The following is an 18,659-nucleotide window of genomic DNA, read 5'->3' as shown; positions in this document are numbered from 1 at the left end:
ACTTTTTTATGGAATATCCGTTAGTCCTTCGACTGATGAAAAGTGTTGAGTTCATCCTTTCTATCGTTCCAACCAGTCCAGTAATCTTTTAAAACTAATTTGCCGTTGCTATAACTGATGACTTTTAAGATGCTTACGGCAGGTGCACAGTTTTTATTAGTTCTTTTACGGGATTTGGTCATAAAAGTATTTTCATCGATCCATTTAAGCGATAGCGTGTCAGGATCCATTGGAAACATTTCGTTGGTCCAACTGATGGTTTTTGCATCAATAAATTTGTAACCTGCATAATTGGCGCCAGTTAATACATACTTTCCCTTAAGCACCTTCACATAATCTGTTTTTGTGGTTTCCTTGGCTTGTTTTGTAATCTCAAAACCTGACCCGAAAAAGGCTACACCTAAAATACTGGCCATTAAAAGGTATTTTGTTTTCATCACTGTTTAGTTATTTGTTTCGTTACTTATTTAACAAAAAAGTACCATCGCTGTTTGCTTCAAGTTATCGATAGAGCTTGTCCCAATACTTCTGGGAGGAATCTTATGGGATTGCTTTATGGGAGATTCTTCGCTGCGCTCTGAATGACAGAGGGGCAAAATACCCGTTTTGTCATTCCGACGTTAGGAGGAATCTCTAAAAAATTCTTCGTTATCCCTATGGTAAGCGCTATTGCCAACCTTAAGTGCCAATTTATTCCTGTGGTTGGTATTATCGTGAACCACTAAAACTTACATGTATTAGTTTTGAGTGTTGTATCTACTTTGGCAGAACCTTTTCGAAAGCCTTTCTAGCGGCACCTCTAAAATAAACTTCACCACAGTAGGTGTAATCCAATTTTTCGAGGATTCTTAGCATGGCCATATTGTCGAAATTAGTATCTACTTTGATGCTATATACACCTTTTTCGATACATAAATCTTCAACCATTTGGAAAAACTTTGTCGCAATTGATTTCCCTTTGGCGAGGGGTGATGCCGCTACACGATGGAGTACCACATAATCTTGGTTGCTTAACCACTGTCCTTCTATATTTTCGTAAGCTGGTTCCACACCAAATATAATGGCTGCGTATAATAGGATGGAGCCTTCTTCTTCAATCACGTAGCCATAACCTTGATTAATGTCTGCTTGGATGGTGTTTTCATTAGGATAACCATCTTGCCATTGTGTGCTGCCATCCGCTTTTCTTTGTGCTATGGCATATTGGATAATTTCCCAAATTTGGTCGATATCGGTAAGTTTTGCTGCTCTTAAAATCATTTGATGTATTTCGGTAAAGTTAAAAAAGGAAGTTTAGGTAATGAATGGACGTAGCCTTTTGTTGACAGCTAAAAGTCTGATGACTGCATAGGAAATGACATAAGTAACTACTGAAATACCTATGATATAAATGAATAGCGACAAAGGTGAGTTTTTATTGATGCTTAAATGTGCTGTGCTGCGATAGATATAATGCAGTACCAACACATGCACCAAATAAATACCGTAGCTATGTTTGTCTAAATTAATAGAGAGTGCATTGGAGCCATGCAACAAGCTTTTGCCCAAAAGAAAAATGCCAATAGATAACAAGCAAACATTTGGTGAGAGATAGTTGTAATAGGTGATATTGAGGTGATTTTCTTTCACAGAAAGATAGCTGGCAGATAGAAAAGTTAGGGCCACACCAAACGCAAAGAACATTATGTACAGGTTGTTTCTAGGGCGGGAGGTGGTCACATGTTTATCGAGATAATGGCCTAATACAAAATAGCCCAAGTATTTGCTAAAATATAAAACTTCTATACTGGGTAGGTATTTGGCTACATTGGTATTGATTAATAGTGTAATAGCCCATAAAAATAAAAAGTATTGTAGTTCCTGTTTGGTGCTGTTTTGAGCCCATTTTCTAATGATGGGTACAAATAGGTAAATGCCCAAAATCATGTATACGTACCATAAATGATAATAAGTGCCTTTAAGCAGCTTATTCATTAACGTTTGCAATAGCTGTAATGTCGAAAATTTTTGGAAACTGCCCGCATATACAAAAATGAAATAGACGAGGCTCCAAAATAGAAAGGGCAATACTACCCGCTTTAAGCGCTTGGATAGAAATGTGCTTAAAGGTTCGTGACGATCGAGCAATACCGCACCAGAAATCATGACGAAAACTGGCACGCCAAAACGAAGCATCGAATCCAATAAGTTAGCGAGTTGCCAAGAGGCAAAGCTGATTTTGTTGAATTGTAGTACAAATGGGGCGGCGACATGCAGTAGGATGACTGCAAAGGTGGCAATGTTCCTTAAGTTGCTAATGTAGTTTTTCAAGCCGTTGTTTTGTGCGTTAAAAATAGTAATAAAAAATGGTTGTCATATCGTTACTGTTAAGGTTGGTACTCCAGCAAATTGTACCGAGAATCCGAAGGATTTCAACGCTTATAGAAAAAATGTAAGAGAAATATGCGACTCGGTAGGAGTCGTATAGTCGCAAATGAGCTGTTTTTATAAATATCAGACCTCTTCAAGGCCATAGAGGAGCCGATTGCCGTTTTCCAGAAAGCCAGTTATTATATGATTGCTGTCAATGTTGGCGCACCCGCCAGCGAAGCAGTTTTGCAAGGTGTTAACCGTTGATAGGAAGGATGCTTTTGTGGAATAAACCTGATTGAACGGTTAGCCCACAGCGGAGTGAAACGTAGCGAGGACTAAAAGTGAAAGCAGGGCTAACATGATTTAATGTACTAGGCCCTGCTTTTCTAAATGTGATGAGATGGTGCGACTACAATTCGAAATCTAAAATTGTAAACCTGCCATCGTAAATATTAATGGCTTGGTGCAGCGGCATCAACACGTTTAATTTGTGCACCTAAGGCACGCAAACGGGTGTCGATATCTTGATAACCACGCTCAATTTGCTCAATATTGAAAATCGTTGACTTGCCTTCGGCAGATAGCGCCGCAATTAACAACGAAACACCTGCTCTGATATCTGGCGACGTCATGCTAATGCCACGTAATTTGTATTTTTTATCGATACCATTCACGGTTGCGCGGTGAGGGTCGCAAAGGATAATTTGAGCACCCATATCAATTAGCTTATCTACAAAAAACAAGCGGCTTTCGAACATTTTTTGGTGAATCAGCACGTTTCCTTTGGCTTGTGTAGCCACTACCAATACAATGCTTAGCAAATCTGGCGTAAAACCAGGCCAAGGGGCATCGGCAATGGTAAGGATAGAGCCATCAATGAAAGTATCTATTTCGTAATGCTTTTGCGAAGGCACATAAATGTCGTCGCCCCTACGCTCTAATTTGATACCCAATTTTTTAAATACCTCTGGAATAACACCTAGCTCGTCGTACTGTACGTTTTTAATGGTAATTTCCGACTCGGTCATAGCGGCCAAACCAATAAAAGAACCAATTTCAATCATGTCAGGCAACATACGGTGCTCGGTTCCGCCTAATTTCTTAACCCCTTCAATGGTTAATAAGTTAGAGCCAATGCCGCTAATTTTAGCGCCCATGCGGTTCAGCATTTTACAAAGTTGTTGTAAATAAGGTTCGCAGGCTGCGTTGTAAATGGTTGTAGTGCCTTTGGCTAAAACTGCCGCCATTACAATGTTTGCTGTTCCCGTTACCGATGCCTCATCTAACAAAATGTAGGTGCCTTTTAGATTGGTGGCATCAACGTTAAAGAAAGATTTTTTGCTGTCGTAAACAAATTTGGCACCTAATTTTTCGAAACCCAAAAAGTGCGTATCTAAACGGCGACGGCCAATTTTATCACCACCTGGTTTAGGAATAGCAGCTTTGCCGAAACGTGCCAACAATGGTCCAACAATCATGATTGAACCACGTAGGCTGCCACCTTTAGATTTAAAAGTTTCCGACTGGAAGAAATCTAAGTTGATGTTTTTTGCCTCAAAGGTATAGGTGTCTTTATTTAAACGTTCTACAGTTACCCCTAAATCAGCTAAAAGGTCAATCAGTTTGTTTACGTCTTTAATATCTGGGATATTGCTGATGGTTACCTTTTCTTCGGTTAACAATACCGCCGATACGATTTGTAGGGCTTCGTTTTTGGCTCCTTGAGGAGTAATTTCGCCCTTTAGTTTTTTACCACCAATAATTTCAAATGCGTTCATTGCAATAATTTTTCTTGTTAATGTCTTTGTTTATTATTGTTGTTGTTATTGTTGTTGCGCTGACGGTTGTTCTTTTTATTGTTTTGACGGCCGCGATTATTATTATTGTTCTGCCTGTTGTTTTGAGACTTGAACTCCACTTTTTGAAGGTTCACATTCTCCTCCAAAGTTAAGGCTCCTCCAGAAAGTTCCCTTAAGTTTTTAATGATCACCTCATCGGCTACATTGTCTTTATTCCACTGCACATAGGCCATTTTCATGAAATTGGCAATGCCTTGTACCATGGCTGCTTTACGCTCTGGATTTGGTTCTTCTATGGCGTTGGCAATTAGTTTTTCAACCGTTTTGCCATAGTGTTTGTATTTAATGCGTTGGTGTGGATAACCAATGTGATCTGGTTTAAATTCCTTCGTTTCTGGCGTAGGTTTAGGGTAAGGGCTATCCACATCAATCTGATAGTTGGAAATGATGTGTAAATGGTCCCAAAGTTTGTGTTTAAAATCGGCAACGTCACGCAAGTGCGGATTTAAAAAGCCCATCAAATCAATAACGGCTTGTGCATATTTGTTGCGCTCTTCTTTGGTAGGCAGGGTAATAATGTACTTTACCATGTTTTGTACATTACGTCCATACTCGGCCAAAATCAGTTCGCTTCTGGTGGTATTATAATCAAAGTTCATTCTTTTTTAAATGTTATGTGTAATCAAACATTAAGGATTTAAGTCCATTAAGATTTAGTTTTTTCTTAAAATTTCTTTATTCCTTAATGGTTAAAATACTAATTGTAAAATTAATAAGGTAATGTTAAACCATTATGAAATAACTGAAACAGAAGTTATAGACTAAGGGAAAACCCTCAACTTCCAAAGATGTTTTCAGTTATGAAATTCATCGGAATGGTTTGTTGCTACAAATATAGAAAAGTTTTACGTAATAAGTTCTAGGTTATAAGTTACGAGTTGAAAGTTTTGCAATCCCGTTAATCGGTCGTCATTTCGATGAGGAGGAACGACGAAGAGAAATCTAACAATTTGTCAATCCAAGTTGCTAGATTTCTCTCTGCGTTCGAAATGACGGCGTGGTGATAACATTCTTCCAAAAAACTATTTCACTATCCTAAGTTTTGCAAATTTTAACAGCAGTTGCTTATTGCCCAAGCCTTGGAAAAACACTGTTGCTTTCACATCGGGAAGTCTTCCTTCTAGCTGTACAATTTTACCGAAACCGAATTTTTCGTGTTCTACTTCCATGCCATTTTGAAACTCATGGGCTGCACTTGGCGTAAAGCCAGCAGTAGGCACGTGCGCTTTAGGTAGGATGGAGGTAGTAGGTTTGGGCTTAAATGCCGTTTGTTGAGAAGCTGGTTTTTGTTGAAGTTCCCTTTGCTGACTCCATGTTTTACGTTCGGTATCAAAGCCACCACTGCTAAAACTTGGTTTTGCTTGTTTAATGGCATCTAACTCTAAGTATTTAGGGCTAATCTCATTAATGAAGCGGCTAGGCTCGCAAGAAGTTAAAGTACCCCATCGGTAACGTGAAGTAGCATAAGTTAAAGTGAGTTTTTTCTCTGCCCTGGTAATGGCTACGTAGAATAAACGGCGCTCTTCTTCCAAATCAGCTCTAGAATTTACTGACATTTGCGATGGGAAAAGATTCTCTTCTAAACCTACCACAAACACGTTTTTAAACTCCAAACCTTTAGCAGAGTGAATGGTCATTAAAGAAACTGTATCAGCATCTTTGTCCTTGTCTTTATCATCGTTGGTTAACAAGGCCACATCTTGCATGAAAATGGCCAAACTGCGGTCTTCAATATCTTCACGTTCGGCAAATTCCTTGATACCCGCTAATAACTCTTGAATATTTTCGTAACGAGCTCTGCCTTCTACGCTATCATCACTGTGTAACTCTTTTAATATACCAGAATGTTGAGCAATGTACAAAGCCGTTTCGTAAGCATCTAATTTTGTCGACTCTGCAGCAAATGCTCTAATCATCATGGAGAAATCATTCAGCTGATTCGGTACACGGCCACCTAAATATTGGTGCGGATTGCAGATCACCTGCCACATGGTAATCCCATGTTCATTTGCAGCTACCGAGACTTTATCTAAAGTAGTATCTCCCAAACCACGACGAGGATAATTGATGACACGTTTCAGGGCTTCTTCATCGGCGGGGTTAAAAGTTAGACGGAAATATGCAATTAAATCTTTGATTTCCTTACGTTGGTAGAAGGACAGTCCGCCATAGATTTTATATGGAACATTGAGTTTGCGCAAAGCCTCCTCCATTGCCCTACTTTGGGCATTGGTACGGTAAAGAATGGCAAAATCGGTATAGTTTAATCCGTTTCCAGTACGTTCTTGTACAATGGCTTCGGCTACTAATTTACCTTCTTCGTTATCGGTAAAAGCTCTTGAAATTTTAATTTTGTCGCCTTGCTCATTTGCAGAGAATACGTTTTTCTCTAACTGATTTTTGTTATTGGCGATGATACTATTGGCAACTTCAACAATGTTCTGTGTTGAACGATAGTTCTGCTCCAATTTGTAAACCTTCAAATCAGGATAATCACGTTCGACATTTAAGATATTCTGAATATTAGCTCCGCGGAAAGCGTAAATACTTTGCGCATCGTCACCCACCACACATAAATTTTCATGTGCAGCAGCAAGTTTTTTTACAATAGTATATTGCGAATGGTTGGTATCCTGGTACTCATCTACCATGATGTATTTAAACTTATGTTGGTATTTGTTCAATACTTCAGGATGTTTTCTAAGCAGTACGTTGGTTTTGAATAGTAAATCATCAAAATCCATGGCACCAGCCTTGTAGCAACGTTTGGCGTAGGTTTCATAAATCTGTCCTAACAATGGTCGCTTATTGCCAACGTCTTCTGCTTGTATGGTTGGATTGTTCACATATTCGGCAACAGAAATGAGGTTGTTTTTTGCTTGCGAAATACGATTGTAAACAATGTTGGCAGCATAAAGCTTATCATCCAACTGCAATTCTTTAAGGATGGTACGGATTAAGCTTTTACAGTCGTCGGTATCGTAAATGGTAAAGTTGCTTGGATAGCCAATTTTCTCTGCCTCTACACGTAATATTTTAGCAAAAACCGAGTGAAAAGTTCCCATCCAAATGCTTTTAGCTTCGGCACCCACCACTTTTTCAATACGCTCACGCATTTCCTTACTGGCTTTGTTGGTAAAGGTCAACACCAAAATATTGAATGGATCAATGCCTTTTTGTATCAAGTGGGCCACACGATAGGTAATTACCCTCGTTTTTCCCGAACCCGCACCAGCTACAATCATCACTGGTCCTTCGGTATTCTCTACTGCTGCTCTTTGTTGTGGGTTTAATCCTGCTAAATAATCCAAATCCTATATCCTTTTTTAGAGCCCAAAAATAGCAAAAACAGTGCGCTTATAAAAGTTAAAAGTAACGTATTGAAAGTTTAAGGCACTCATATGCGCTATATTTGAACATTTAACTTTATGACAAAATAGCATGCTTGCAGTGATTAGGAATGGAATTTGATAAGTAAAGCTTATGGATGATAATAATTTAAATAAAAACATAGATTTTAACGATATCCCAGAAGGGAACAACGCCGATGTTTACGCTAACTTTAAGGAGAAACTGGAAAGTGTGCAGACTTTTCCTGGTATTTATACTTTTAAATTCATTATTACTGGCGACCACGCTGTAATTGAGGAGTTAAGAGCAATATTACCTCACGATGAGTTTGTAGAAAAACCTTCTAAAACTGGTAAATATTTGGCAATTACGATAAACAAGCAAGTGCAAAATGCTGATGAGGTGGTGGGAATTTATAAGCAGGCCAGTGCGATTAAGGGAATTATGCTGCTTTAAAAGTTGAAAGTGTTCGTGTGCGTCATCTCGACGATAGAAGACCGCAGAGCAGCTACGAAGTAAAATCTTGAGGCTATATATTAACCACCTAAGACATTTTAGATCATTTTAGAATGTGTTAGATGGTTTTTTATTTTGCTCAACTTATCAGAATATGAGCAGTTATGTTAATTAGTTTCTATTAGCTATTTCGTTTTTTCGACAATATGACACCACCGATTTGAAATCACGCAGCCGTAATTTTTAGCTTAAATGTCTAGAATGCTCTTAGGTAGTTTCTAATTTTGAGTTAATCACCCTATGCAGCACTTCGCTAACCTGTTTAGCTTTATCCAATACCATCAAATGTCCACCGTTTTCAATAGCAATAGCTTCTTCAGCATTTTTAAAGGGTAGTAATTTGTCCCTAGTCCCATGAATATGCTTTAATTGAGGATGCAAGTCAACGTTTTCCCAAGTTACAATAATATTAATGGCCCACTTTAGAAAGTCAATGTCGGTATCTGCCAGTACTCTCTTGAATAAATCTTTATCGTTTTTACGAATCACACCAAACAACCATCTGTTTAAGGCATGATCTTTTTTCAGGAAAGAATAGGGAATTAATTGATGTAAACGAAGTTGTCCCGCTAATCGATAAATGAATGGTATTTCCGTTCTGGTTTTTAACGAAGAGATTAAGATGAGCTGTTTAACAGGAATTATTTTAGCAAGCTCGGTAGCGATAATGCCACCAAAGGACAAGCCTATAAGTACTGGATTTTTACATTTGATTTGCTCACTGATTCTTTGGGTATAGCGGGTGATGGTTTCATTCGCCAAAGGTTTGATCCATTTTACAAAGGCGACATCTAAATCTTTAAAATCTAAATATCTGAATACCCTTTCATCTGCTCCTAAACCACTTAGTATGTATACGTTCTTCATTTGATGATGGGAAGGTAGTTAGTATTTATTGAACCACCGAAGACATTGAAGTTCATTTTAGTTTGTTTTTTATTTTGTAGTGCTTAGTTTATCAAAATATGAATATAAGCCCGAAATATTGAGATGATATGGCCGTAATCTTAGCTTAAATGTCTAAAATGTTCTTAGGTGTCTTAGGTGGTATCCTTTTCTTTGCTCCTTGCTCTTTACTCTTTTTCTACATCCAATCTTCGTCTCCACTCTCTACCTGATAAAGCCAATAGTTTACCAAGGTCTTTATTTCAGTAAAATTTCCATAGCTGAAGGAAATGCTGCCCGCTGCGGTGTGCAAACTTACATGTCCAATATCTAATTTTTTGTGCCAAGGATATTGTGAGGTACTGATGGATTGTATTTTATGAGGTTCAATGATTTCTTGAGAGATGTCCCAAATGCCACTTTGTTTAATGATATAGGCATCCGATACGCTAATGCGATGTTTGGTGTAACCGACATAAGTCAATATTAATGTAATGACGAAATAAGCCACTGCCAAGGGGTAGTATGCTCTTACTTCCGCAATCAAATAATAAAAGATGCCGTAAATCAACACAGGTAAAAGCACTTGGAATACAATAGGCAGGTTAAGATAGCGCCAATTTGGTTTAAAAGTACTGCCCTCCTTGGGAAGTCTGCCCAAAATCATTCTTAAAAGCTCATTTTTTTCGGCAGCACTACAACCTGGAATTTCTGTGTTGTTGTTCTTCATTTCCTTTTCTGATTGCTCGCGGCCTGCATGCGCTTGTTTTAACGACATTTTGAACAAGCCAATTTTCTTTTGTAGATAGTTTTGGCTATACTCCGTAATTTGTACTTTATTGGGATGGAGCAATGTGTTTTTCTTGGTTAACAATCCAGCAGAAATTAACAGTGATTGGCTGTGCTTACTTAACTGAAAATCGAAGTATTTTATGAAAGTCCTGATGACATTGGTGGCCAATAGTAGCACTGCAATAGCGGCCAAAACAATGCCAATAGAAAATAAGGTGAAACCACTTTTTACAAATTGTTCTACTTGGCCATAGTCATTGTCCAAAGCCTTAAGTAGTTCTTTAATGTTATGGAAAACAGCGTAGCCAAAACCAATCAATAGCGCAATGCTTTGGCCATAATTGCTGGTAAGGCCAATTTTTAATAGGGTAGCGGCTGTAATTTTGATCAAAGGAGCATCTGTACTTACTGCTACTGTTGTTTCTTTATCACTTTCGTTTGCCGTTGGCGTGCGCTGTCCATGCAACAAATGTTGTCTCAACGCCTGCGCAATTTCACCGTTAATGGCTCTAATGTCAACCTCTTTACTATCCGCTCCAGCGGTATCAATTTGCAAGCTGTAAACTCCAATTATTTTCTGCAAAAAACCTTGGTTAATGTTTACCTGCTGTATTTTTTCTATGGGAATAGTTAAATGCTTACGACTAAAAATGCCTTTATCAATTACAAATTCCTGTTTAAGTGGATTAAGGTAAAACGTGAACTTAAGGTAGTAGAAATAGCCGTATACAAATGCAAGGACTACCACTGCGATTATACCAAATGCGGTGTATAAAAGCGCTGTTTTGTTGGCTTTTACAATGAAGAGCGCCAAGGGGATAAACATAGCTCTTACCAAGTGCTGGGCTACATAAGCTCCATTAATGATGATACCTGCAGCAGATTGTCGTTGAGGTTGACTAAAATCTAGAGACATTATTCGTTTTCTGCTTTAGTGTTAATGACCAATCGTTGTACTAGTGCTTCTTTGATAGCTTTGGCCTGTTCTATTTCAATTCCTGCGATATGCATTTCGCCGCTTGAACCGCTAGCTGTATAAATTTGTAGGGTGCCCAAACCAAACATTCTTGAGAACATCCCTTCATTGAGGGCCACATGTTGTATACGATTTAAGGGAATGATAGTCGTTTTTTCGGCAATGATACCACTTTTATACAACACGTCTTTTTCCCTTAATGCAAAACCTCTTCTTTTAAAGCTGGCACGGGAAATTAGACATACGAATATGGCAAAAACTATAAAGAGCGCTGTCCATAATACCCAATTCATACTTACACTTTCGTTAAAAAGCATAAGTAGACCAAGACCAATGGCTATCAATAACAAAAAAATAAATAGGTTAATGATGATTACCCTCCAATATTTTGGGTCGGGATGGGTTAATGGTGTTTCTTCGTATTTAGGAAGTGTGCTTAAATCTATGGTTTCGTTAGTGAAATGCTGCATGCGGTAAATTTTGTGAAATCTAAAGATATACTATTAAGTATAAACTTTTGGAGCACAATTAAAATGTATGTTAATGTTTTCTATATTAGGAGATTAAAAGGCTTTTTATAATGAAACACCATCTTCGATCTCTATTTTTGTGCTGTTTTGTAATAGTTTTATCCTTAGACGTTTATAGCCAGCAAAATATTACAGAATTAACTTTGGCCAATAATTATATTGCCAATGCAAAGAAAAATTCTCTAAAAGATACCGCTTTAACAAAGAGCCAGCTGAGTGAAGCACTAAGTATTGCCGTTAAATTAAAAAGCGACTCGCTATTTGCCAAAATATATGAGGTTTTTGGTTCTACAAACGCTAAAAGAGGAAAAATTAAGGAAGCTCTTTCTTTTTTCGATAAACAGTTATCGTACAGCAAAAAAACAGGGAGCGAGTTTTTCATAGCTAACTCGTTGATGAATATATCAAATGCTCAATCTTCATTAGGAAGAGATACGGAAGCAATTAACACAGCCTTAAGTGCCTTGCAAATTTTTGAAAAGATAAAGAATTCCCCCTTTCAAGCTAAAGTGTTGTTAAACATAGGTACTTCCTACATGTACATGGGGAATTATGAAGACGCTTTACGCTATGAAATAATGGCTTTATCTATTAATGAAAAAATAAATGACAAGGTTAATATGGCGTCTAATTTGGCTGCATTGGGGGTGTTAAGTAATAGAATGAGAAATTTCAAAGATGCCTTGTCCTACAATAATAGAGCAATTTCCTTATTTAAGGAGCTGAAAGATGAATTGTTATGGTCTAATACAAAATTTAATGTTGCAACAATAGAGCTAAAGCTTAAAGAATATAAACAAGCTGAACAACATCTCTTAGAATTAATACCTTTTTACGAGAAAATTAATAGGCCAGATGCGCTGCGTAAAATTTATGGTCAGTTAATTAATGTTGCTGATGAGACAGATCGAGAGAAAGAAGCAGAAAATTATTTGAAAAAGGCTTTGCAATATTCGGTAAAAACAGGGAATCCAGTTAATGATATAGAAGTCATTTTAAATGAAGTAAAGTTATTCGTCGTTGAAAAGAAATATGACTTGGCAGAACAAAAATTAGCTGAAGCAACCTCATTAGCAGACAAGGCCAATTTATCTTTATCCAAGATGAACATTAAAAGGCACTATATTCTATTATATCAGGAAAGTGGGCAGAAAAATAAGGGGATGAGGGCATTTACATCCTACGATTTGATGAAGGATAGTCTGTTAAATAAAGATAATTTGGCTAAAATAAACGAGCTGCAAACGAAATATGAAACTTCTAAAAAAGAGGCGCAGATATTTCTATTGAATAAGGAAAATGCCATTAAAGCCCTACAGCTCAAAAATAATGCGCTGGAAATTTCAAAAAATAAATCTCTGCTTACCACACAGCAGCAGCAAATCACGATTAATGGTTTGGAGCTATCGAATAAAAACCAAGCACTTGCCAATCAAAAACTAGATGCGCAAAAGAAGACTCAAGACATTAAAGCGTTACAAAAACAATCGCGTATACAAAACCTAGAGCTGAAAAATAAAAAGCTGGAGCTAGAGCAGCGTAATTTAGCCATGGGTTCAATCCTTGTGGTGTTTTTGGCTTTGGGCGGTATTTCTTTCTCTTTTTATAAGCGTAATCAACTTAAACAGCAAAACCAGTTGCAAACAGAAATTTATAAGCAACAGGAAATCGCTACCAAATCTGTTTTTGAGGGCGAGCAAAATGAACGCATCCGTATAGCTCGCGATCTGCATGATGGGATAGGGCAAATGCTTTCTGTGGTGAAAATGAACGTTTCTACCCTAAACCCCTCAGATAAAACCGTTGAAGGGACGCTTAGCTTGGTAGATAAAACCATCACCGAATTAAGAGCCATTTCACATAACCTTATTCCAGAAGCTTTAAATTTTGGCTTGTTTGCTGCCTTGGAAGATATTTGCAAGAAGATTAACGACGCAGGAAAAACAAAGGTAGATTTAAATGTAGCACAGGAAATGGATGAAGTACCGTTAACCGAGCAGAATAAACTCTCTATTTATCGTATTGTACAGGAAGTACTCAACAATATGATTAAACATGCCAATGCTTCCCATATTTCTATTGATATTAAAAAAGCAAACGAAAATATGCTGATTGCCATTAAGGATGATGGAGATGGCTTTGATACTTCGAAAATAGACGATTCGAAAGGAATTGGTTGGAAGAATATATCGGCACGAGTACATTTGATGGATGGTGACATGAATATCAAGTCAGAAAAATTAATTGGTACACAAATAGAAATTAGCATTCCTGCTTAACATGGGCACAGAAAATATCAATATACTTATTGCCGACGATCACCAAATGGTGATTGATGGTTTGAAAATGATGTTGGATCATCAACACTATCATGTTGTTTCAGAAGCGAATAATGGACAGGAGGCCATTGATTTGATTAACGTTAATCCTCATAAATACAATTTGGTACTTACCGATATCAGCATGCCTTTATTGTCTGGTACTGAACTGTGCAAGATGATTAAAGCACAGTTTCCACATATCCAAGTGCTCATTTTATCGATGTATAACAATACTCAAGCGGTAAAAGAGGCAGTGTTGGCCGAAGCCGATGGTTATATCCTTAAAAATTCGGGACGTAGTGAACTGCTACAGGCAGTCCATCGCATCACCAATGGAGGAACATACTTTTCACAGGATATTGTACCTATCATTTACGGACAGTACCAAAAGCAAAAAGTACAAGATGAAAAACTGAATGTACTCTCTCCACGAGAAAAGGAAATACTAACACTTATTGTAAAAGAGTTTACGAGCGAAGAAATTGCTGAGAAGCTATTTATCAGTAAGAAAACGGTAGATAACCATCGTCAACATCTGTTTGTGAAATGCAATTGCAAAAGTACTGTTGGTTTGGTGAAATATGCCATTGCCAATGGTTTAGAGTAAGCTATAGGTATTTGTACCTATCAAAATGAGTTTTTATCTCTATTGTATGCCGAGTAGCTGATTTTCAACTTTGTAATGATCATTTAAACCAGATCATTATCAGATATGAAAACCAAACTTGCTCAATTCTCTTTCATTCTATGGATAGCCATTGCCACGTTTATTGCTTGCAAAAAAGATAAGGATAAGGAAGCCGACACCACCGTGGCATTAGCTGGAAACTGGAAAATCAGTAAGTACGACGGTCAGGCATTGCAATCGCCAGCCTATGGTACTTTTTCTGCAACTTCTACCTCCTCAACTGGAGGCACCTCTAACTTCGTAGTTTCTTTTAATGGTACCACAACCAGTAAAGAAAGTGACACATTTACAGTTTCCGACAACAATACAAAAGTTACTTTCACTAAAACAGACGGGAATTACACCGTACTCAGTGGCGGTGGTACTTGGATAGTTAATTCGGTGAGCAGCAGTAACCTGAAAATGACCAGTCAATACGGCTTAGTGTTGGAGATGACCAAATAAATTTCACTATCGCTTTATTCTAATCGTTTTCAAAATGAAAAAATTGCTACTTTCTATTTTAATTATTGGTGTTCACCTCTTTTCTTTTGCGCAATCTGGTGCGGGTTGGGATTGGGTATCAACATCGGGTGTATCTGTTGCACCTGCGAGCGAACCTACAGATTTGGCAGTAGACGCTAACGGAAATACTTATGCTGTAGGACAATATAGCACAGCCATTACCTTAGGTGCTTTTAGCTTGCCAGCTCCAACAGGCAGAGATATTTTTATAGTGAAATATAACGCTGCGGGAACGGTTTTGTGGCTTAAAAGACATACGCCACCTACGGGTTATAATGAGCTAAGCAAAATAATTACAGTAGATGCAAGCGGTGATTTTTATATAGGAGGTACCGATGATACACCTACCTTATCTGGACGATCTTTTTTTGCAAAATACGATAGTAATGGCAATATGCTATGGAATAAGTTTTTGACTTTATATGAAATTTGCGGCATTAACCTAAGTGCCGATGGGAACTTGATTCTGATGGAAAATGGACAGGGTGCAACCAATATTCTTAAAGTTAGCAAAACGGATGGTACGGTGATTTGGAAAGTAGAAAGTATCAATGCGGGTTCAAATGGTGGCGCACGCTTTAAAGATTTGATGGATGCCGCAGGCAATATCTATTTTACGTGTTTTACGGCCAGTGCTGCAACCGTAAAAATTGCAGGGCAAGATATAGTAACCACTGGCTTGTCGAGCTTTATTGTATCGTTAGATAACAATGGGCAAAAAAGATGGATACAAACCATTCCAAACATACAGGTGCAACTGGGGTACACGGTCGATGAGCAGGGAAAAAGCTACATTGTTTTTGGCGGTGGTGGCGGTGGAGCCTTTCAAGGAATACCTACAACAACTGGTACTAATCGGTATTTTGAGTTGGACAATAATGGAACGGCAGTGAAATATAGTTATGCTTCTCCTTATCTCGCTTCAGGATCTATGTTTAGGGTGAAAAACGGATTTGTATATAGCGTACTTACCGATCAAGCAGGCTACGCAGGGGCAAGAGCAATAGGGGATTACCTGTTTAACATACCAGCCAATAATACATTTGCACTGGGTTTTGTAATGAAATATAATGCCAGCAACGGACAAAATGTATGGGTGAACTCTTTCGAGATCAATGGTTCTGCCTGGAACTCTGGTGCATTAAATATATTAGAAATAGGACAGAACCATAAAATAGCCGTTGGTGGTCGTTATGGTAATTCTATTAAGTTTGCTAATAATACTTATAGCGCTACTGCAAGTGGTACTTATCCTGGAGATTTATTTGTTGCTCAATTTGATGAAACGTTAACGCCAGTTCCACAAATTACGAAATGGACAGGTAATGCTGCCAATGGCTTGTGGAATGATGCTGATAATTGGGATAATGGAATTCCTGATGGAACCAAGAAGACAATGATTGCAGGTGGCTTGCCGAATTACCCAACTTCTATCCCTAATAATGCAAAACCTGCAAAAATTGAAATTGCGCCAGGAGCAAAGGTGCAATTGCCACTTAATTTTTCTGCGCCTTTTGGTATCGTAAATAACGGTACCATAGAAATAAACGAAACTGGAACTTTTACTGGTACATTTAATACAACTGCACCAGTAGCGCCAACTGGGACGGGTAAAATCCTCATTAAAAATGCAGGTTTAGCATTCTACTTCACGTCACCCATCAATCAATCTATTGAGTTAGATTTTATTGGTACCGCTTCAAGTTACGGAGGTACCATCAATGGCGATTTAATCCTTACCAAAGGTATCATGAATATTTCATTTGAATTGTATCCCTTAGTGGTAAATAACAATGTTATTGGGGGTTCAGCAATCAGCTATGTAGCAGGTAAGCTCACAAGTAAGGTGAATGCCAATGGAAATTATACATTTCCCATAGGTACTACAGATCGCTATGCACCTATAAGCCTCCAATTAAATAATATTTCCGGACCTCAAACTATTGTCGCCAGTTTCAGTAAAACCATCAATGGTGCTGTACCTAATACTACCGCAGGTGGTAAAGCCGTAACTTCTTTATTAAATGCAGGAATATGGACGGTAACCCCAAATGTAGCCTTAGCTTCAGGAAGCTACTCAATTACACTTGGAGGCACTGGATATACTAATGGTGCGGCAGATGTTCGCAATTATGTGGTGCTGAAACGTAATAACTCTTCCTCGGCATGGGGCTTTTATGGAGACAATGGCACAGCTACTTCAGCAGCGGGATTGGTAACGGCTACTGCTGGAAATATCACAGGCTTCTCTGATTTTGCGATTGGTATTGCAAGTGGAGATGTGCCAGTTACCTTACCCATTAAGCTCATAGATTTTACTGCTAAAACATCGGCTATGGAGGTAATATTAAATTGGAAAACAGTTAGCGAATTAAACAACGAGAAGTTTTTGATAGAAAGAAGTATCGATGGTAAATCATTTGAAAACATTGGTGCGGTAGCAGGCAAAGGCACCACCAATACACTATCTACTTATAGCTATAAAGATGTACAACCAGCAAATGGATACAACTATTACCGCTTAAAACAGTTGGATTTTAATGGAGATTTTGAATATAGTGAAATTCGAACAGTGAAGTTCGATTTAATGCTAGCTGCCGAAAAACTAATTATTTACCCTAATCCAGTCACTAAATCGTTCCGCATCGCTAATGACGCCGCGAAATTTGCTGAAGTGTATGACTTTTCAGGTAAACAATTGGCAAGAATAAATAGCCAAGAGAATGAATTTTCTTTACCTACATCATTAAACAATGGATGGTATGTAGTTAAAGTAGTGCATCAAAATGGGACCATTAGCCAGCATAAAATCATTGTAAAAAGATAATGATGAGGCATTTCATACTCATATCGCTACTGTTTTTCAGTTTGATTGTTAAAGCCCAAACTGCCGAAGAATTTTACAAAGCAGGTACTGCTTTTTATGAACAGAAAAATTACGATGAGGCGGTGAAAAACTATCGTAAAGCTGCTGATATGAACCATGCTTCTGCTCAATATAATTTGGCTATTTGTTATTTGGATGGCAATGGTGTAGCGATTTCTGAAGCTGAAGCGGCGAAATACTTTTTAAAGGCAGCACAATTGGGACATGCTCAGGCACAAAATAACATTGCCAGTTTCTATATCGCTGGAACGGGTGTAAGACAATCCGATGAAGAAGCTTTTAAGTGGTATCAAAAAGCTGCAACACAAGGTTCTGCTATGGCGCAAAATAGTTTGGGCTTAATGTACGATGAAGGACGGGCGGTTCCACAATCTTTAGATGAGGCTGTAAAATGGTACAGAAAAGCAGCGGAGCAAGGCTTTGCTAAGGCAGAAAACAACCTAGCCATCATGTATTTCAACGGTACAGGCGTGGAAAAATCTGTGCAGGAGGGAATAAAATGGTTTGAGGCCGCGGCAAATCATAAATACACCCCCGCAATGACAGCATTGGGTACCTATTATCTCAAGCTGGGAGATGATAAACAGAACCAACAGCTCGCCTTTGATTGGTACGTAAAAGCAGCTGAACGAGCCGATTGGGATGCCACCTATATAGTCGCTTACTTTTATGAGATGGGTATTGGCACTAAACAGAGCGATCAAATAGCTCGCAAAATCTATTTGCTAGCCGCCGACAAGGGACATGCAGAGGCCAAAAAAGAAGCCCAAAGATTAACCAATAAATTGCGGAACCAAGAAATGAACATCAAAGACCAAGCGCCTAAACGTCAGAAACAAAGTGTGAGTGTAATGTGTAGTAGCTGTTTTGGGTCTGGAAAAACTCATACTACGGTGTATGGAGGTTATAAAACCAAAGGCTCTAGTTCGGTCTCTTTCGGTAGTTACAGTAGCTGCACCTCTTGTGGTGGTACAGGTAAAACATCTATCAGAATTTAA

General features: G+C 38.2%; 15 protein-coding genes. 6 read left to right on the top strand and 9 right to left on the bottom strand.

Translation table 11 applies throughout. The features are described 5' to 3' along the window. Positions 1-20: 20 nt before the first annotated feature. From DUT70_RS17720 to DUT70_RS17695, 6 genes are all read right to left on the bottom strand, one after another. Positions 21-437 carry a hypothetical protein gene (locus tag DUT70_RS17720; RefSeq protein ID WP_113648702.1) on the bottom strand — a complete coding sequence of 139 codons (417 nt, stop codon included), beginning with the start codon at positions 435-437 and terminating at the stop codon, positions 21-23. 319 nt (positions 438-756) lie between these two features. Further along, positions 757-1,260 carry a GNAT family N-acetyltransferase gene (locus DUT70_RS17715; RefSeq protein ID WP_113648701.1) on the bottom strand — a complete coding sequence of 168 codons (504 nt, stop codon included), beginning with the start codon at positions 1,258-1,260 and terminating at the stop codon, positions 757-759. Positions 1,261-1,293: 33 nt separating this feature from the next. Beyond that, a complete protein-coding gene (locus DUT70_RS17710) occupies positions 1,294-2,310 on the bottom strand; it encodes an acyltransferase (protein ID WP_162926660.1) in 1,017 nt (338 codons plus the stop codon). Positions 2,311-2,804: 494 nt separating this feature from the next. Continuing rightward, positions 2,805-4,130, bottom strand: coding sequence for a UDP-N-acetylglucosamine 1-carboxyvinyltransferase (murA, locus tag DUT70_RS17705; RefSeq protein ID WP_113648699.1), 1,326 nt, complete (start codon positions 4,128-4,130; stop codon positions 2,805-2,807). Between the two features lie 17 nt (positions 4,131-4,147). After that, the gene (locus tag DUT70_RS17700; protein ID WP_113648698.1) at positions 4,148-4,810 is read right to left on the bottom strand and encodes a DUF4290 domain-containing protein; all 663 of its coding nucleotides are present in this window, start codon (positions 4,808-4,810) and stop codon (positions 4,148-4,150) included. 423 nt (positions 4,811-5,233) lie between these two features. Continuing rightward, positions 5,234-7,522 (bottom strand): ATP-dependent helicase, encoded by a 2,289-nt coding sequence (locus tag DUT70_RS17695; protein WP_113648697.1) that lies wholly within the window; start codon positions 7,520-7,522, stop codon positions 5,234-5,236. A 172-nt stretch (positions 7,523-7,694) separates the two neighbouring features. On the opposite strand from DUT70_RS17695, the gene DUT70_RS17690 reads away from it, so the two are divergent. Further along, positions 7,695-8,018, top strand: coding sequence for a DUF493 domain-containing protein (locus DUT70_RS17690; protein ID WP_113648696.1), 324 nt, complete (start codon positions 7,695-7,697; stop codon positions 8,016-8,018). A 267-nt stretch (positions 8,019-8,285) separates the two neighbouring features. Here the strand turns inward: DUT70_RS17690 and DUT70_RS17685 are convergent, their stop codons facing one another. The 3 genes from DUT70_RS17685 to DUT70_RS17675 form a co-directional block, all read right to left on the bottom strand. Beyond that, positions 8,286-8,945, bottom strand: a complete 660-nt coding sequence (locus DUT70_RS17685; protein WP_113648695.1) for an alpha/beta fold hydrolase — start codon at positions 8,943-8,945, stop codon at positions 8,286-8,288. Positions 8,946-9,162: 217 nt separating this feature from the next. After that, on the bottom strand, positions 9,163-10,671 hold the full coding sequence (locus DUT70_RS17680) for a PH domain-containing protein (RefSeq protein ID WP_113648694.1): 1,509 nt from the start codon (positions 10,669-10,671) through the stop codon (positions 9,163-9,165). After that, the gene (locus DUT70_RS17675; protein ID WP_113648693.1) at positions 10,671-11,201 is read right to left on the bottom strand and encodes a PH domain-containing protein; all 531 of its coding nucleotides are present in this window, start codon (positions 11,199-11,201) and stop codon (positions 10,671-10,673) included. Before DUT70_RS17675 ends, DUT70_RS17680 begins: the two co-directional genes overlap by 1 nt. A gap of 110 nt (positions 11,202-11,311) precedes the next feature. On the opposite strand from DUT70_RS17675, the gene DUT70_RS17670 reads away from it, so the two are divergent. The 5 genes from DUT70_RS17670 to DUT70_RS17650 all read left to right on the top strand — a co-directional run bounded on the left by DUT70_RS17670 (position 11,312) and on the right by DUT70_RS17650 (position 18,659). Then, complete coding sequence (locus tag DUT70_RS17670) at positions 11,312-13,540, top strand: tetratricopeptide repeat-containing sensor histidine kinase (protein ID WP_113648692.1); 2,229 nt, start codon at positions 11,312-11,314, stop codon at positions 13,538-13,540. 1 nt (position 13,541) lies between these two features. Further along, positions 13,542-14,189, top strand: coding sequence for a response regulator transcription factor (locus tag DUT70_RS17665; RefSeq protein ID WP_113648691.1), 648 nt, complete (start codon positions 13,542-13,544; stop codon positions 14,187-14,189). Positions 14,190-14,294: 105 nt separating this feature from the next. Next, positions 14,295-14,714, top strand: a complete 420-nt coding sequence (locus DUT70_RS17660; RefSeq protein ID WP_113648690.1) for a hypothetical protein — start codon at positions 14,295-14,297, stop codon at positions 14,712-14,714. 34 nt (positions 14,715-14,748) lie between these two features. Next, on the top strand, positions 14,749-17,601 hold the full coding sequence (locus DUT70_RS17655) for a T9SS type A sorting domain-containing protein (RefSeq protein WP_113648689.1): 2,853 nt from the start codon (positions 14,749-14,751) through the stop codon (positions 17,599-17,601). After that, a complete protein-coding gene (locus tag DUT70_RS17650) occupies positions 17,601-18,659 on the top strand; it encodes a tetratricopeptide repeat protein (protein WP_113648688.1) in 1,059 nt (352 codons plus the stop codon). The genes DUT70_RS17655 and DUT70_RS17650 overlap by 1 nt, the downstream gene beginning before the upstream one ends.

It is taken from the genome of Pedobacter chitinilyticus (genome assembly GCF_003313385.1).
GTDB lineage: Bacteria > Bacteroidota > Bacteroidia > Sphingobacteriales > Sphingobacteriaceae > Pedobacter > Pedobacter chitinilyticus.
This window is presented reverse-complemented; position numbering and strand designations above follow the sequence as displayed.

Coding starts and splice junctions, on each gene's coding strand:
- DUT70_RS17700 (WP_113648698.1), bottom strand. CDS start 4,810: ATGAACTTTGATTATAATACCACCAGAAGCGAACTGATTTTGGCCGAG.
- DUT70_RS17650 (WP_113648688.1), top strand. CDS start 17,601: ATGATGAGGCATTTCATACTCATATCGCTACTGTTTTTCAGTTTGATT.
- DUT70_RS17720 (WP_113648702.1), bottom strand. CDS start 437: ATGAAAACAAAATACCTTTTAATGGCCAGTATTTTAGGTGTAGCCTTT.
- DUT70_RS17675 (WP_113648693.1), bottom strand. CDS start 11,201: ATGCAGCATTTCACTAACGAAACCATAGATTTAAGCACACTTCCTAAA.
- DUT70_RS17680 (WP_113648694.1), bottom strand. CDS start 10,671: ATGTCTCTAGATTTTAGTCAACCTCAACGACAATCTGCTGCAGGTATC.
- DUT70_RS17690 (WP_113648696.1), top strand. CDS start 7,695: ATGGATGATAATAATTTAAATAAAAACATAGATTTTAACGATATCCCA.
- DUT70_RS17660 (WP_113648690.1), top strand. CDS start 14,295: ATGAAAACCAAACTTGCTCAATTCTCTTTCATTCTATGGATAGCCATT.
- DUT70_RS17685 (WP_113648695.1), bottom strand. CDS start 8,945: ATGAAGAACGTATACATACTAAGTGGTTTAGGAGCAGATGAAAGGGTA.
- murA (WP_113648699.1), bottom strand. CDS start 4,130: ATGAACGCATTTGAAATTATTGGTGGTAAAAAACTAAAGGGCGAAATT.
- DUT70_RS17670 (WP_113648692.1), top strand. CDS start 11,312: ATGAAACACCATCTTCGATCTCTATTTTTGTGCTGTTTTGTAATAGTT.
- DUT70_RS17715 (WP_113648701.1), bottom strand. CDS start 1,260: ATGATTTTAAGAGCAGCAAAACTTACCGATATCGACCAAATTTGGGAA.
- DUT70_RS17665 (WP_113648691.1), top strand. CDS start 13,542: ATGGGCACAGAAAATATCAATATACTTATTGCCGACGATCACCAAATG.
- DUT70_RS17655 (WP_113648689.1), top strand. CDS start 14,749: ATGAAAAAATTGCTACTTTCTATTTTAATTATTGGTGTTCACCTCTTT.